The sequence below is a fragment of the Sphingobium sp. TA15 genome (assembly GCF_037101235.1).
Taxonomy (GTDB): Bacteria; Pseudomonadota; Alphaproteobacteria; order Sphingomonadales; family Sphingomonadaceae; genus Sphingobium; species Sphingobium indicum.
Genome location: NZ_AP025355.1, coordinates 1397053 through 1412787 on the forward strand (window position 1 = coordinate 1397053; position 15735 = coordinate 1412787).

Sequence of the window (15735 nt, forward strand, 5' to 3'; positions counted from 1 at the left end):
CCTTTGCGGCCCCTATTTTCTCTGGAATCGCGCCAGCTTCTCGCGATCGATCTCGATTCCGAGTCCCGGCCCTTCGGGCAGCCAGAGCGCATGATCGTGATAGTCGGCAGGCGCGACGCAGATGTCCTCGCCGATCAACATCGGTCCGATCGTCTCTCCGCCGAGCGGCAGGGCCGGAAGGCTCGCGGCAAGATGCATGTTCGCCGCAGTCCCGATCGAGGATTCGAGGAAGGTGCCCATATAGACGGGAATGCCCCCCGCATTCGCAATGTCGGCCATGGCGCGGGCATTGCGCAGCCCGCCGGATTTCATGATCTTGAGCGACAGCAGGCTGGCGGCGGCGCGCTTGACCACCTCCACCGTGTCGTGGACCGACAGGACGCCCTCGTCGATCATGATCGTGGTGCCGCTGGACCGGGTGAGGCGCGCCATCGCGTCGAGGTTCCAGCGCGCCACAGGCTGTTCGACCATCTCGACGCCGGCCTCGCGCAGCTCGGCGATCGCCCGGACGGCAGTCGCCTCTTCCCAGCCTTCATTGGGATCGACCCGCAGCTTCGCCCGCCCTTCAAGGGCGCGCGCCAGCCGCTTTGCGCGGGCGAGGTCTTCCGCGATGGGCAGCGCGGCCATCTTCAGCTTGAAGGCGCCGGCGCGTCCGAGCGCCAGCATCTCTTCGGCCTCGTCGATTTCCTGCGCGACATCGCCCGTCGCCAGCGGCCAGGCCACGGGGAGCGAATCGCGCATCTTGCCCCCGAACAGGATATGCAGCGGCACGTCGAGGATCTTTCCCGCGCCGTCGAGCAACGCCATCTCGATCCCCGCCTTCGCAAAGCTGTTGTTGCGGACCTTCTGGTCCAGCTTCGCCATCAGTCGGGTCGGCGCGAGCAGGTTCTCGCCCACGAGCAGCGGCGCCAGATAGCGGTCGATCGTCGCCTTGATCGCCTCGACGCTGTCGCCGCTCCACCAGGGGCCGCAGGGCGTGACGGCCTCGCCGATGCCCGTTACCCCGTCTTCGGTCAGTATCTCGACAAGGACGATGCTCTGAAGGTGAGTGCCGAACCGCGCGAACTGCTGGAGCCGACGCAGCGGCAGGTCGACGATCCGCGTTTCGATGCTCCGTATCCTCGCCGTTTCGATGGGCGTCCGGCCGAAGACCAGCGCATCGCGCCCGCCGGCCGCTCCTTCCGACGCACGCCCTTGCGAAACCGCTGCCTTATCCATTCCCACCACATCCCTACGGCCCATATGTTCGGCAGCGATAGGAGGGCTGTCGCCTTACTGTAAAATACTATATCGACCACTATTCGATACGCTTGCCGCATAGCATGGGAGATGGACATGGAATTTCGTCAGCTTCGCTACTTCGTCGCGGCGGCGGAATATGGCAATATCGGCACGGCGGCGCAGCGGCTGAACGTGTCCCAGCCGCCCGTGAGCCGACAGATCCAGGCACTGGAAGACGAGCTTGGCGTGCAGTTGCTGGTCCGGACGACCAAGGGGGTCAGCCTGACCGCGGCGGGACGGAGCTTCCTGGAAGACGCCAGGGTCATCCTGACGCGAAGCCGGGATTCGCGCGACCGCTGCCGCGCCGCGGGGCGAGGCGATGTGGGCCGCCTGGCCATCGGCTATCTCGGCTCTGTCATCTACCAGGTTCTCCCCGCGCTGCTCCGGGATTTCCGCCGCGAGGTTCCCGAAGCGGACATTTCCCTCGCCCAGCTCAGCAAGCACGACATGGTCCAGGCGCTGCGCGACGGGGTGATCCATGTCGGGTTCGGGCGCTATTTTCCGGGCGAACCGGACATCATATTCGAAAAGATCCAGGACGAGCCGCTCTATGTCGCGACCGCCGACGAGCGGGCCGGAGCGCCCGACCGGCCAGTCGCGCTGGCGAGCTACAAGGATCGGCCCTTCGTGCTGTTCCCCAAGGGCGACCGGCCCAGCTTCGCCGACGAAATCATCGCGCTGCTCAAGGCGCGGGGCATTCAGCCGCGCATCGAGCATTTCGCCGAAGACGCGACCGCCGCCCTGGCGCTGACCGCGATGGGCGCGGGAGTCTGCGTGGTGCCCGCATCGCTCGCGGCCATCCATTGGCCCGGCGTCCGCTTCACGCCCCTGCTCGACGATGCGGTCGGTTCCCCGATCGTTTGCGCCTATGCCCAGCATTGCGACGAACCGATCCTGCATCGTTTCCTGGGCGCGATCCGGCGCTGACCGATGGCATACGCTATTCGTATCGAGTAGCGGCATAATCAGTATTGGCGCGTATACCATCTTCGCTCTACTTTTTCCGAACTGCACAACAGAGCGAAGTGGGAGATGCCGATGGAGTCCGAACAGCTTGAGGCCGTAGTGATGGATATCGTCGCGGGAATACGCGACGCCATCATAAAGCATCATGTGACGGTCGATCAGTACCGCTTCGCCGTCGACTATCTCGGCCGGCTGGCGGACGCCAGGGAACTGCCGCTGCTCCTCGACGTCTTCCTGAACGTGGCCGCGGTCGACGCGGAAAACGAGGTGACGAAGGGTTCTCCGCAGGCGATCCAGGGGCCCTATTACAGGGAGGATGCGCCCGCCGTCACCGACCGGCTCAAGACCCTCGATCATGACAATGAGCGTCCGCTCGTCGTCCGGGGCCAGGTGCGCGACATCGATGGGTCCGTCCTGCCCGGAGCGGAGGTCGACATCTGGCACTCGACCCCGACCGGAAAATATAGCGGGTTCCACGACAATATCCCCGTCGATTATTATCGGGGCAAGCTGACGTCGGACAGCGAAGGCGCCTATCGCGTCGCGACCACGGCGCCGGTTCCCTACCAGATCCCCAACCAGGGCTATACCGGCGCGCTGCTGGAGGCGATGGGACGCCATAGCTGGCGCCCCGCGCACGTCCACTTCAAGGTGCGCAAGCCCGGGTTCAAGACGGTCACGACCCAGGTCTATTTCGAGGGCGGACAATGGGTCGACAGCGATTGCTGCAGCGGCGTGCGCGACGATCTGGTCCGCCGGACGACGCAGGAGGACGGCGTCGATACGCTGACGGTCGACTTCGTTCTCGACCGCGCGGCCTGACCGACTTCCCGGAGAAATCCGATGTGCCATACGCAGCCGAGCGCGCGTTTTCCGGTCGATCCGCAAGGCGAGCCCTACTCCGCCCCCGCAGGGTTCGGGCTCGAAGGCCTCGTCTTCGGGGCAGGGCATCGCGCTCCCCCCGCGCTCCTCATCCCCGACATCTACGGGATGACGCCCTTCTATCGCGGCCTTGCAGCGCATCTTGCCCGGCAGGCGCCGGTTATCCTGCTCGATCCCTTTGCCTCCTTCGGTCCGCTCGCGCAATCAACGCGCGAGGCCGCGTTCGAGCGGCGCCACCGGCTTGACGACAGGCACTATGCCGATGCGCTCGAACGGCTGGTTCGGCGCATCGGGGCGCGAGGGGTCATGGGCTTCTGCCTAGGCGGCAATTTCGTTCTCGAACTGGCGCGGCGCGGAAGCGATCGCGCGCTGCTTGCCGTCTATCCGTTTCCGCAGGGGCTTCCCAATGTCGCCCCGCTCGCGCCGCCGATCGATTATCTGCCGAAGATCGAAACGCCGGTGACGATCCTGCTGGGCGATACGGACGCATCGGTCGGGGCCGAAAATGTGGAGGCGCTGGCGGCCTGCGTCGAGGGAAATCCGGCCGTTTCCCTGCATATATTTCGCGGCGTGGGGCACGGGTTCGTCACCGGCCTCGATTCGGACGAGGGTCCGCTTCGCGCCGCCGCGGAGGAGGCGCTCGCCATAGCCGAGCGGCTTTTCGATCCCAATCAGCCCGCGGAACCGGATTTCGGCCCGTCGGCATAGAAACGCACGGAGGGAATGCATGTCCACTGAATCCGGCTTCGATACCGACATCCTGATCATCGGCACAGGCCCCGCCGGCGCCGCCTCTGCCGCCGCGCTCGCCACCTATGGCGTCCGATGCCAGGCGATCGGCAAGTTCGGCTGGACCGCGCGCACGCCGCGCGCGCACATCACCAACCAGCGGACCATGGAAATCCTGCGCGACCTGGGGCTGGAGCAGGAGGCGCTCGGCATGGCGGTGCCCAACACCCAGATGGGCGAGAACACCTATTGCACCAGCCTCACCGGCACCGAACTCGGCCGGCTGCTGACATGGGGCATGCATCCCGCCCGCCGCGCCGATTATGATCTCGCCAGCCCCACCTCCATGTGCGACCTGCCGCAGAACATGATGGAACCGCTGCTGATCGCGGCAGCCGCCAAGCGCGGCGCGAAAATCCGGTTCGACACCGAATATCTGAGCAGCACGCAGGACGCGGAAGGCGTCACGACGACGGTGAAGGACCATCTGACCGGCGCCGTCTACACCATCCGCTCGCGTTATCTGATCGGCGCCGACGGGGCGAACTCGCGGGTCGTCGCGGACTATGGGTTGCCGCTCGAAGGGCGGATGGGCGTTTCGGGATCGATGAACATCGTCTTCGACTGCGACCTTTCCAAATATGTCGCGCATCGGCCGAGCGTACTCTACTGGATCATCCAGCCGGGATCGAGCGTCGGCGGCCTTGGCATCGGCGTCATCCGCATGGTCCGGACCTGGAACAAATGGCTCGCCATCTGGGGCTACGACATCGAACAAGGCCCACCGCAGATCACCGAGGAGTTTGCGCGCGGCATTCTCCACAAGCTGATCGGCGACGACCGGATTCCGATCAAGATAGAGGCGACGTCGACCTGGACCGTCAACGACGCCTATGCCACCACCATCGCCAAGGGCCGGGTATTCTGCATGGGCGATGCGATCCACCGCCATCCGCCCACGAACGGCCTGGGTTCGAACGCGTCGATCGGCGATGCCTATAATCTCGCCTGGAAGCTCGCGCATGTCGTCAAGGGCCAGGCGGCGCCGTCGCTGCTGGAATCCTACGACCTCGAACGCGCTCCGGTCGCCGAACAGGTCGTCAAGCGGGCCAACAAGAGCCTCGGATGCTTTCCGCCGATCCTTCAGGCGCTGGGACTGCTCGATACGCAGGATCCGGAGGAGATGCGCCGCAACATGGCGGCGCTCCAGGACGATACGCAGGAAGCGGCGGCCCGCCGCGAAGCGCTGCGCGCCGCCATCCAGGCCTCCGACTATGTCTATAATTGCCACGGCGTCGAAATGAACCAGCGCTATGCATCGGGCGCGGTCGTCGATGACGGATCGCCCGAACCCGCCTGGTTGCGCGACCCCGAACTCTATCATCAGGCGAGCAGCCGCCCGGGCGCGCACCTTCCGCACGTCTGGCTCAGCGAAAACGGCCGCCGCGTGGCGGCGATGGACTTGTGCGGGAATGGCCGGTTCACTCTGTTGACCGGCATCAGCGGCGCGGCGTGGGAGCAGGCCGCCGCCGAGGCCGCCGCCGCCTTCGGGATCGAGATCGCGGTTCACCGGATCGGTCCCGGCCAGCGATATGACGATCCTTATGGCGATTTCGCGGCCGCAAGCGAAGTGGCCGACGACGGCGCGCTGCTCGTTCGCCCGGACATTTACGTCGGCTGGCGCGCCCGTCGCGCGAGCGCCACGGCCGCTGCCGACCTGATCGCGGCGCTCGGCGCGATATTGGGCTTCGCGCCTGCGGCCGCCCTGCGCGAAGCCGCCGCATGAGGCGAGCGCGGGCGATGCGAGGCGCATGCATATGGCGATCGCCATGGACCAGCCTTATCAGGATATGGTCCGGGAACCGATCGCCAACGCCTGCGGCAGGCATCCGCCGCAATCACGGAACCTGGCGCACCCAGCGCGCCTGGGCGAATTCGGAAAGGCCCGGAAATGGCCATCCCAAGACATTCCCCTCCCGTAGACGGGAGGGGTTAGGGGTGGGCGCGACCCCGGACTTGATCCGGGGGAGCTTCTGACTTGGCCGTTGCAAAACAACGCGGATGTTGCGCCAGCCCACCCCCTAACCCCCTCCCGCTTGCGGGAGGGGGAACGTCCGCTCTCCACCAAAATCACTCAGTCAGGCGGATCCTGAGTTCGAGACGCCGCAATGGCAAACATAGCGACCGGCATGCTGCGCCCATCGCGCCTCAATAATTCCACTGCACCTGCGTGCGGATAAGATTGCCTTCGGCGCGGCCGGTGCGGCGCTCGTCGGCTTCGGCGCGTTTCATCCGGGCGAAGGCAAGGGTGAATTCCAGCGCCTTCCATGGCTGCCATTCGATGCCCAGTTCCAGTTCGTCGGTTTCCAGGCGCGGCGCGTTGGTCCCTGCTTTCCACCCGCCGCGATAATATTGCCAGCGGCCATAGGGCATCAGCGCGCCGATCGAACCCATGGGCACGCGATACATCATCTGCACATAGCCGCCATGCAGCTTCTTCGTCAGGATGGACTGGCTGGCGCGGTCATATTCCGGCCCCCTGCCCCAGTTCCATTCCGCCTGGATGCCGAAGGGCTGAGGGTAGAGCATGGCATGGATGCCGACGCGATCGTCGTCATAGGCCACCGGACTGACCGAGCCGCTGCGCAGTTCGGGCTGCACGTCGTTCATCATCGCGGAGCCGCCGATTTCGAACACCTGCCCCGCCAACGCGTCGCCCAGACCGTCCAGTTCGAACGGCCAGGTGGCGAAGGCGACCTTCATCAGGCCGCGATTCTGTTCCGTCCTGTTGGTGCCCTGCCCGTTGAAGGCGCCGATGCCGAACGCACCGTAATTGCCGAACAGCTTTTGCCCGTCATGCGCCAGCCGGTCCCATATCTTCTGCACCGAAGGCGGCGTGTAATAGCCCACGATGCCAAGGTCGCGTTCGCCGGGCACCGCGCTGTTTATCGCGTCGCTGCGATCGAGCGTCAGGCGGTTGGAGGAGGATTGCATGTTCTCCCAGCCGAAGGGCACCTTGGACTGGCCGAAGCGCAGGCGAAAATCCTTCCCCTTGTCCAGGAAGACGTCCGCATAGGCGTCCCGCAACTGGGCGAATCCCTCCCGCCGCTCGCTTCCCGCCTGGTTGTTCACCGCCGTGGCGAAATCGGACTGAAGATAGAGCGAGACGCGGTCGGAAACGTCGCCCTGAAGCACCAGCCGGGCACGGCGCAGCGAAAAGCCGCCTCGGTCCGAGATAGAGCTGTCATGCACCGAACGCAGGCGGGAAACGCCCGCAGGCGCGCTATCGTCACCGGACAGGAAGGCATTGTAGCGCATCTGGGTATAGCCCCGAAGCGACAGCCGTTCGTACCACGCCTTCGACCGGGGCGCCGGATCCGATGCCGGCGTGGCGGCCGGCGGCTGGTCGGGCGCGGCGGCCAGGGAGGCGGCTGGCGCGGCGGCGGGCGCAGGAGCGGCCGCGACAGGCTCGGCAGCGGCCGGCGCAGACTTGCTGGCGGCGAGCGCCGATGTCAGCGCCTGTACCTGCGCCTTCAACTCATCGATCTGGCGCTGAAGTTCCGCATTGCTCTGGGCGCTCGCCGCCTGCGGCGTCAGCGCCAGCACGCCCGCGATCAATAACCCGGTTTCGAACGTCCTTGCCCCCATCGAGCGACTCCCCTGATATGCTGGTTGCGGCCGCTATGGCATTTCAGAGACAATAGGATGACAATAATATTTCAGTTTGATGACGGACCGCTGATGGCGGGAATGGGCAGCCGGTGCGGATTTCGACCGTCGCGACCATGCCCGGCATGATGGTGTGGTCCCTGCCGTCCCTGGTCCGCGGGCTGGAATGCCGGGTGCGGACATAGACGCGGTAGAAGACCTGGTCGCGGTTCACCTCATCCTGCAAGGTGTCGGGCGAGATTCGGTCGACCGTGCCGTCGAGTGTGCCGTAGATGGACGGATCATAGGCGGTGATCTTGACCGTCGCGGGCAGCCCCGGACGAATGAAGGCGATGTCGCGCCGGCTGATGCGCGCTTCGATCAGCAGCTTGTCCTCCAGCGGCACGATCTCCATCAGTGAACCGCCGGGACGCGAAATGGTTATCATCTCGGCGCAAGAGACAGGTGATCGCGATTGCGATCCACCCCGCTACCCCGCCCAATCGATGCGCGACAGGGGCAGCCATCAGGGCGCCCCTGTCGCGGGAATCCTATGATCCCTTCGCCGCCTCGGCCGCGGCGAGCACCCTCAGGACATTGCCCGACCAGATCTTCTGGACATCCGCCTCGCTATAGCCCGCCTTCAGCAGGGCGGCGGTGATCTTGGGCAGATCGAGCACATCCTCCAGGCCGACGACACCGCCGCCGCCGTCCCAGTCCAGGCCGATGCCGACATGATCCGGCCCAGCCACCTTCAGCGCGTGGAGCATGTGCGCCATGAAATCGTCGAAGGTCGCCCGGTCCGTTTCGGGGTAGAGCCGGTCGATCTCCTGCCGCTTCGCCAGCAGTTCGGCCCGCTTTTCCGGCGACAGCTTCGCATCCTCGCGCAATTGGCCGAACAGCGCCTTCAGCGCCTCCTGCCGCGCCGGATTGGGCTTGGAAGCGCGCAGATAGGCGCCAAAGGCGTTCATCTGGATCACGCCGCCCTTGGCCGCCAGCGCCTTCAGATGCGCGTCGTCGATGTTGCGCGGATGGTCATAGACCGCCTTGCAGCCCGAATGGGTCAGCAGGACCGGCGTGGTGGACAGGGCCAGCAGGTCGTCCAGCACCTGGTCGCTGCTGTGCGACGCGTCCGGCACCACGCCCAGCCGGTTCATCTCCTTCAGCAGATCCTTCCCCAACGGGGAAAGGCCGCCGAAGCGCGGTTTCTTCGACGGGTCGGTGGAGCTGTCGGCAAACTGGTTATGCGCGAAATGCGCGAAACCGACGACCCGCACGCCCATGTCGTAGAAGGTCTTGAGCAGCGACACGTCCTCGCCCAGCGGATAGGCGTTCTCGATCGACATGAAGACGACCCGCTTGCCCGCCGCCGCGATGGGCACGGCGTCCTTCGCCTCCAGCGCGAGCGTGAAATTCGCCGGGTCCGCCGCCACCATCTGGCGGATCGACACGCCGCGCAGAATCGCGAAGTCCCGCGCCTTGCGGAATCCCTCCTCCGTCAACGGCCCCTGCGGCGTGTAGATCGCCCAGAAACCGCCGTCCAGGCCGCCCTTCTTCATGCGCGGCAGGTCGACCTGGGTATAGTCGCTATGAACCCCATGCTCGTCCTCGATCGACCAGCCGGGCAGGTCGAGCGAGGCGGGCGTGTCGAGATGGCTGTCGAGCGTCAGCAGCCGCTGGTGGAGTTGATAAACTTTCTTCGGCACCTCCTGCGCCTGCACCCCGAACGGGAGCAGCGCCACCAGCGCCGCCCCCGCCATCATCCTTTTCAGCATCAAATCTCGCCCGAAATGGTGAACTGGAACGTGCGGGGAGAAAGCGGCCGGAAGAAGCCGTCGCCCGATGGCTGGGCAGATATGAAGGAAAGCGTGTCCTTGTCGAAGATATTGTCGACGTTGAGCCGCGCCTTGATTCCCTTGACCGGCCCGAAGCTGAGGCCGTCCCCAATGTCGACATAGGCGCTGAAGACAGTATAGCCCGGCACGCTCGACCCCGGCGTGTTGACGAAGGTCGACCAGCGCTTGCTGGTATATTTGCCGGAGAAGTTCGCGACCAGCCAGCTTGCCGGTTCCACCGTCACGCCGCCGCTGACGATCCACTTGGCGCTGTCCGGCAGGAACTTGCCCGCGAGGGGGATGACGGTCGAGCCGATGATGTTGTCCTTGAACTTGGCATTGTTGTAGGTGACGTTCAGGTTGCCGTAAGCGAGGCCATCCAGGAAGGACGGCTTGTAGGTGCCGGCAAATTCCACGCCATAGGAACGCACCCGGCCGACATTCTGGAAGAAGGTTTCCGTAGACGCGCCGCCGCCGGGCACGAAGCTGGTGATCGACTGAATGCGGTTTTCGAACTTCGTGTAGAAGGCCGCCAACGACGCATAGAGCTGCCCCTGGTTGGTGCGGATGCCCAGTTCCATATTCTTCGACCGTTCGGGCGCGGGCTGCGGCACCAGCGCGGACGTGCCGGGGCGCGTCACCGAATAGATGTCGTCCATGCCCTTGGGCAGGGCCATATTCTCCGCATAGGAGGCGAAGACCTGCGTCCGTCCGTCAAATTTGTAGAGCAGCCCCGCCATGGGCAGGAACATATCCGTGTAATGCGCGGTGTTGGCCTGCGGACCCCACCCAGGAATGCCCCTGAGGACGCCGGCGATCGTCCGGGTGCGGTAATAATCGTCAAAGTCGCGATAGCCGCGCTGGACATAGTCCATCGTCAACCCCTTGAAACCGAGGTCGAGGATCAGCCGCTCGTCCATGAGTTTCAGCGTATCCTTCACGAACACCTGCAATATGTCGCGCTTGGACCGATAGTCGCGGCGCAGATAGACCAGTTCGTTCAGGTTGGGCGCGCTGTCGGGAGCGCCATCGACCGTATTGTAGCGCGCCTGGGTGCGATGATATTTGTCGGTTTCGGCCCAGACTCCCGCTTCCAGAGCGTTGCTGCCGATTTCCCAATGCAGCTTGCCGGTGATGCCGTAACGATCCCCGCCAACGCCGGACAAGCCATATTGCACGCCCTTGGGCGCTACGACCGGAAGGCCAGCCTCCGACTGATAAAGATAGCGCAGATAGCTGCCCGGGGTCGCGCCCCGCGTCGTGCTGCCATAGGCGTCGGGCGACACGCCGTAACCGTCCTTGTCCTCATAATAGAGGGTCGATTCCGCCCAGACCCCGTCATCGATGCCAGCGTGGAAGGTCGCGCCGTACAGCTTGTCCTTACGCACGTTGATGGCAAGATTGTAGACGGCGGTATAGGCGCTGTTCGAATAATAGATGCCCGGCGCGGTCGGCGCGAAACCCGTCGTCGTATTCGGCACATTTTCGATATAGGCATAGTCGCGGCCGCACTGCCCCAAGGCATTGCGCGTTACGCAATTATATTGCCCCCGCGTAATGGTCGGCGAGTCATAGTCGAAAAAGTCGTTCGACACGAATTTGAAGCGCGCCCAGCTATCGCCGCCCAGATCGGCGTGGATCTGTCCTTCCCAATGCTCGCGGTCGACCGATCCGGGGCCGCGCCACAGATCACTGTCCAGCTTGGTGCGACTGACATAGGCCTTGAACGGTCCCACCCGCCCGGTGCTCGCGCGAATGAAGGTGCGCTTCATGTCGAAATCGCCAAAGCTCTGCGACACGAACAGGCCCATCTCGTCCTGCGGCGCGATGCTGTTATATTGCACTACCGGGCCGAGCGTCGAATAGCTGGGCAGGCCCACATCGCCCGCGCCGATGGCGGCTTCCACCACGCCGAGATTTTCGTTGTCGACATAGCGGAAAACCGGGCTGCCGCCGAAGGCGTCGCTGCGGCCCGTGGGAATGCCGTCGACCACGAAGCCGATCTGGTCGAGGTTGAAGGCGCGTGTCTGGACGCTGTTGCCGAATTCATAGAGGCCGAGCGCGCCGTCGGTCTGCACGTTGAAGCCGGGCAGTTGCTCCAGCATCTTCAGGCCTGAAATGCCCGACGGAGCGGAAAGCAGGGCTTCGCGCGTGACCGCCACGACATTGCTCACCTTGTCCTCGCCGATGGCCTCCGCCGATTGGGAGATGCGGCGGCCGGTCACGGTGATCGTACCTGCGTCTTCCGCATCCGGCTCCTGCGCCCAGGCGTGGGACGACAGCGTGGCGGCGCAGCACGACAGCAGCAATGCAGCGCGACGAACGGACAAGAACTTCTGCATAAATGGCTCCCTTTCGGCCCTTTTCGGGCAGTTATGGGCCGTTCAGGCATGCGTCGCGCGACAAGGCCCGCGACGCGGCATCCCTCCAAAGAACGGACAGGCCGGACGCTTTTCGCACCCAGCCCATTTCTCGGTTTTCTTGTGAAACGAAATGTTCCTGGAAATCCGCCACGAACAAACGAATAATTCTCATGCCGTAATTAATTCTCTCCAGATGGCGGCCATCTCCGCCGCCGCCTAGAAACTCGCGGTCAGGTTGAAGGAGGTATAGTGCGTCCATCTTCCCGCCGGCGCGTTGGGCGCGTCCCGCAGGAACCGCCCCCTGGCGAGCAAAAGCCCGTCGAATTCAAACCGCAGGCGTGAGGGAAGGATCCAGTATCGCACCCGCCCCTCCACCTGATGGCCGGCGAAGCTGCCCGACCGTCCGCTGGCGTCCCTCACCCCCGTGGAGGAGAAGGCGTCCGTCCGCGAAGCCAGCCACAAGGCGCGATAGGTCGCAAACCAGTCCCACCGCTTGTCTGGCGTCGCCTCCAGCCTGATGCCGGGCGTCACGATGTTGGTCCGCGCCAGCGCATTGTAGAGACCGGCCGGCGCCAGGTCCGCCCGGCGCATGCCGAACAGCGTGTCGAAGCGGCCCTGGCGCCCGCCCCGCCGATCGCCGCTCGCCCGGTCGAATTCCAGCGACAGACGCGGCTTCCAGGATCCGCCGAAGCTGTAGCCGGCATCGACATGCAGGAAACTGGCAGCAACCGATTGGCGCGCCGCGCCGGGCGCAAGCGACGCGCTGACGCTGCCGGTCTGGTAAAATGCCTCCACCTCATAGTCGAACCGCCCCGTTTCCGGTTCGCTCATGATGCGTCCGCCAAAGGTATCGAGCGATCGGTCCCGCGTCGGTCGCCCCGGTTCGTCCCGCTCACCCAGGTGGAAATAGCTGAATTCCGCCATGGCCGGGCCGATCGCATCGGCCTTGCCGACGATGCCGCCCCACAGCACCAGATCGAAACCCTCATGATCGAAACGCACCCGCTTGTTGCGGACGCCGTCGGCATCGTCGGGACGACGCTGCTGCGGCAGGGTGTAGATGAAGACCGCCTTGACCCCGCCGGGCGCGGCCAGGTCGGCGCGCAGACCAGTATAGCCATTGGTGGTATTGCGATAATCGTCGGCGGCGACGAGCCGGCGGGAGCCGAGGTTCAGCGTGAACCGCCCCGCCATCAGGCTGAGCTTGCTGCCCTTGCCCAGCGGCTCCTCTATGTCGCCCGCGACATAGACCTGGACCAACTCCATCGCGTTGACCTCATTGGTGGAGATCGGCGTGCCGGGGTCGGCGCCATAGGCCCGGCTGTCGAACAGTTCCGCCCCTGCCCTGAACGCGCCGGACCGATATTCGGCCATAAGCTGCGTGCGGACGTTGAACAGGCCGTCGTCGCGATCGAACCCTGCGCGCGCCTGGCCTTCTATCTCCTCAAGGCGCAGGCGAACGCTGCCGGTCAGGGCAAGATCGTCATCCTGCGCAAAAGCGTGCGGCGCACCCACTAGGACAGCCGCCGCACATGCAACAGAAAGAGAAGAAGGCCGCAACATTGATATTCCTGTTTCTTCGAATCATCTTCATTGATACATATGCATCATGATCATGACTGACGCCACCCCATGGCTCGCGCTGCTGCACCAACTTCCCGCCAAGCCCCCCTATTTGCGGGTGAAGATTTGGCGCCGCCTGCAATCCATCGGCGCGGTGCCGCTCAAAAATGCAGTCCATGTCCTGCCGCATTCGCAGGAAAGCGCCGCCGCCTTCGGCAGCCTGATGGCGGAGATCGTCGACAATGGCGGCGAAGCGACGCTGATCGAGGCCCGCCTGCTCGCGGGACAGTCCGACGCGGACGTGCGCGCCCTGTTCGATGCAGCCCGGCGCGAGGATTATGAGGAGATCGCCCGCGCCGCCCGACGCCTGCTGGAAACCGGCCCCGCGAGCGGAACGGACATCGCCCGGTTGCAGAAGCGGCTGGAGGATGTCGACCGGCTCGATTTCTTCGGCGCCCCGGAGCGGAGACGGGCCGAAGCGGCGCTTGCCGAACTGGACCGGCAGCGCCACCGGCATCCGGACGTCAGCCGCGCCGAATCTGCCGCTCACGCCGAACCGATCGATCTCGCCGACCGGACCTGGGTGACGCGCAGCGGCGTCCATGTCGACCGCATCGCCTGCGCCTGGCTGATCCGCCGCTTCATCGACCCGCAGGCCCGCTTCAAATTCGTCGACAGCCGCCATTATCAGCCGGGCGAAGGGGAATTGCGCTTCGACATGGCCGATGCCGAATTCACCCATGAAGGCGACCGATGCAGTTTCGAGACATTGCTGCTGCGCGCGGACCTTCTTGACGACCCCGCCCTGGTCGCAATCGGCGAGATCATCCATGACCTCGACATCGGCGACGACAGGTTCGGGCGACCGGAAACTTCGGGTCTGGGCGCCATATTGTCCGGCGTCTGCGCCTCGACCGACGACGACCTACAGCGCATCGCCATGGCGAGCGACGCGCTCAACCAGTTCCATGCCTTTTTCAGCAATAGAAGGACGGATCGATGACCGCAGGCGCATCCTCCACCACCACGACGGCTTCTCTGTCCGACGATCATCACGGCATATCGCTGGGCGAAGCGACGCGCGTGTGGGCGCGGATCGCGGCACTCAGCTTCGGCGGACCGGCGGGACAGATCGCCGTGATGCACCGGCTGCTGGTCGAGGAAAAGCGTTGGATCGGGGAGGAGCGATTCCTCCACGCGCTTAACTATTGCATGCTGCTGCCCGGGCCGGAGGCGCAGCAGCTCGCCGTCTATATCGGCTGGTTGCTGCACAAGACCAAGGGCGGCCTGATCGCGGGCACATTGTTCGTGCTGCCCGGCTTCCTCGCCATTTTGGGCCTCAGCTACATCTATGTGCTGCTGGGCCATGTTCCGGTCATCGAAGGGCTGTTCTTCGGCCTCAAGGCGGCGGTGCTGGCCATCGTGATGCAGGCGGTGGTCCGGGTCGGGTCGCGGGCGTTGAAGAATGCCGCGATGCGCGGGATCGCGGTTGCCGCCTTCGTGGCTATTTTCTTTCTCGGCGCGCCCTTTCCATCGATCGTGCTGGCGGCGGGCCTCATCGGCTTCGTCGGCGGGCGCAGCGGCCTTGCGGCCTTCCAGGGCGGCGGCGGTCACGGCCCGGCGAATGGACAGATCGTGCACGACCGCGACACCGCGCTGGGGGAGCGATTGCCCGATCACGCGCGCCCGGCCCTCGGCTGGTCGCTGCGCATCTCGGCCCTGTTCCTGGCGCTGTGGCTGGGGCCGGTGCTGGCGCTGTTCCTGACGCTGGGGCCGGACAATGTGTTCACCCATATCGCCAGCTTCTTCAGCCAGATGGCGGTCGTCACCTTCGGCGGCGCCTATGCCGTGCTTGCCTATGTCGCGCAGGAGGCGGTCGGCACCTTCGGCTGGCTCCGGCCCGGCGAAATGCTCGACGGCCTGGGCATGGCGGAAACCACGCCGGGGCCGCTGATCATGGTGACGCAGTTCGTGGGATTTCTCGCCGCTTTTCGCGAATCCGGCGCGATGCATCCTCTGCTCGCCGCTACGCTCGGCGCAATCCTGACCACCTGGGTAACCTTTGTCCCCTGCTTCCTCTGGATCTTCGCCGGTGCGCCCTTCGTCGAGCGGCTGCGCGGCAACCCGGCGCTTTCGGCGGCGCTGACCGCGATCACCGCGGCGGTGGTCGGCGTGATCCTGAACCTTGCCATCTGGTTCGCCATCCACACCCTGTTCCGGCAGGTCCAGCGGGTCGGCGGGATCGACCTGCCCGTGCCGTCCAGCGTCGATCTTCCCGCCGTGCTGCTGTCGGCGGGCGCGATGATCGCGGTGTTCCGGTTCAGGATCGGCGTGTTGCCGGTCCTGGGCGCCTGCGCCGCGCTTGGGGCCGCCTATATACTGCTCGTCTGAACCACAGACTCCGGCAGAAAAAGGCCGGTGGAGAAGCTCTCCACCGGCCTTTTCCGATTTTTCCGGGCTTGGGACTT

At 65.0% G+C, this 15735-nt stretch carries 12 protein-coding genes; 6 read left to right on the forward strand and 6 right to left on the reverse strand.

The window, feature by feature from the left end:
- Window positions 1-12: 12 nt before the first annotated feature.
- The gene (locus Sj15T_RS07040) at window positions 13-1218 is read right to left on the reverse strand and encodes a muconate cycloisomerase family protein (RefSeq protein WP_013040394.1); all 1206 of its coding nucleotides are present in this window, start codon (window positions 1216-1218) and stop codon (window positions 13-15) included.
- Between the two features lie 117 nt (window positions 1219-1335).
- Here Sj15T_RS07040 and Sj15T_RS07045 point away from each other — a divergent pair, with 117 nt between their 5' ends.
- The 4 genes from Sj15T_RS07045 to Sj15T_RS07060 all read left to right on the forward strand — a co-directional run bounded on the left by Sj15T_RS07045 (window position 1336) and on the right by Sj15T_RS07060 (window position 5644).
- The gene (locus tag Sj15T_RS07045) at window positions 1336-2208 is read left to right on the forward strand and encodes a LysR family transcriptional regulator (RefSeq protein WP_013040395.1); all 873 of its coding nucleotides are present in this window, start codon (window positions 1336-1338) and stop codon (window positions 2206-2208) included.
- 105 nt (window positions 2209-2313) lie between these two features.
- Window positions 2314-3069 carry a dioxygenase gene (locus tag Sj15T_RS07050; RefSeq protein WP_013040396.1) on the forward strand — a complete coding sequence of 252 codons (756 nt, stop codon included), beginning with the start codon at window positions 2314-2316 and terminating at the stop codon, window positions 3067-3069.
- Window positions 3070-3090: 21 nt separating this feature from the next.
- The gene (locus Sj15T_RS07055) at window positions 3091-3837 is read left to right on the forward strand and encodes a dienelactone hydrolase family protein (RefSeq protein ID WP_013040397.1); all 747 of its coding nucleotides are present in this window, start codon (window positions 3091-3093) and stop codon (window positions 3835-3837) included.
- Between the two features lie 19 nt (window positions 3838-3856).
- Window positions 3857-5644 carry an FAD-dependent monooxygenase gene (locus tag Sj15T_RS07060; RefSeq protein WP_013040398.1) on the forward strand — a complete coding sequence of 596 codons (1788 nt, stop codon included), beginning with the start codon at window positions 3857-3859 and terminating at the stop codon, window positions 5642-5644.
- A gap of 422 nt (window positions 5645-6066) precedes the next feature.
- Here the strand turns inward: Sj15T_RS07060 and Sj15T_RS07065 are convergent, their stop codons facing one another.
- The 5 genes from Sj15T_RS07065 to Sj15T_RS07085 all read right to left on the reverse strand — a co-directional run bounded on the left by Sj15T_RS07065 (window position 6067) and on the right by Sj15T_RS07085 (window position 13219).
- On the reverse strand, window positions 6067-7506 hold the full coding sequence (locus tag Sj15T_RS07065; protein WP_013040399.1) for a porin: 1440 nt from the start codon (window positions 7504-7506) through the stop codon (window positions 6067-6069).
- Between the two features lie 43 nt (window positions 7507-7549).
- Complete coding sequence (locus Sj15T_RS07070) at window positions 7550-7954, reverse strand: HlyD family efflux transporter periplasmic adaptor subunit (RefSeq protein ID WP_081440651.1); 405 nt, start codon at window positions 7952-7954, stop codon at window positions 7550-7552.
- A gap of 103 nt (window positions 7955-8057) precedes the next feature.
- Window positions 8058-9281 carry a dipeptidase gene (locus Sj15T_RS07075; RefSeq protein ID WP_013040401.1) on the reverse strand — a complete coding sequence of 408 codons (1224 nt, stop codon included), beginning with the start codon at window positions 9279-9281 and terminating at the stop codon, window positions 8058-8060.
- Window positions 9281-11683, reverse strand: coding sequence for a TonB-dependent receptor (locus tag Sj15T_RS07080; RefSeq protein ID WP_013040402.1), 2403 nt, complete (start codon window positions 11681-11683; stop codon window positions 9281-9283). Before Sj15T_RS07080 ends, Sj15T_RS07075 begins: the two co-directional genes overlap by 1 nt.
- A 237-nt stretch (window positions 11684-11920) precedes the next feature.
- Window positions 11921-13219, reverse strand: coding sequence for an alginate export family protein (locus Sj15T_RS07085; RefSeq protein ID WP_253720645.1), 1299 nt, complete (start codon window positions 13217-13219; stop codon window positions 11921-11923).
- A 100-nt stretch (window positions 13220-13319) separates the two neighbouring features.
- On the opposite strand from Sj15T_RS07085, the gene Sj15T_RS07090 reads away from it, so the two are divergent.
- Window positions 13320-14270, forward strand: a complete 951-nt coding sequence (locus Sj15T_RS07090) for a chromate resistance protein ChrB domain-containing protein (RefSeq protein WP_253720646.1) — start codon at window positions 13320-13322, stop codon at window positions 14268-14270.
- Window positions 14267-15658, forward strand: a complete 1392-nt coding sequence (gene chrA / locus Sj15T_RS07095) for a chromate efflux transporter (RefSeq protein ID WP_013040405.1) — start codon at window positions 14267-14269, stop codon at window positions 15656-15658. The genes Sj15T_RS07090 and chrA overlap by 4 nt, the downstream gene beginning before the upstream one ends.
- Window positions 15659-15735: the final 77 nt, after the last annotated feature.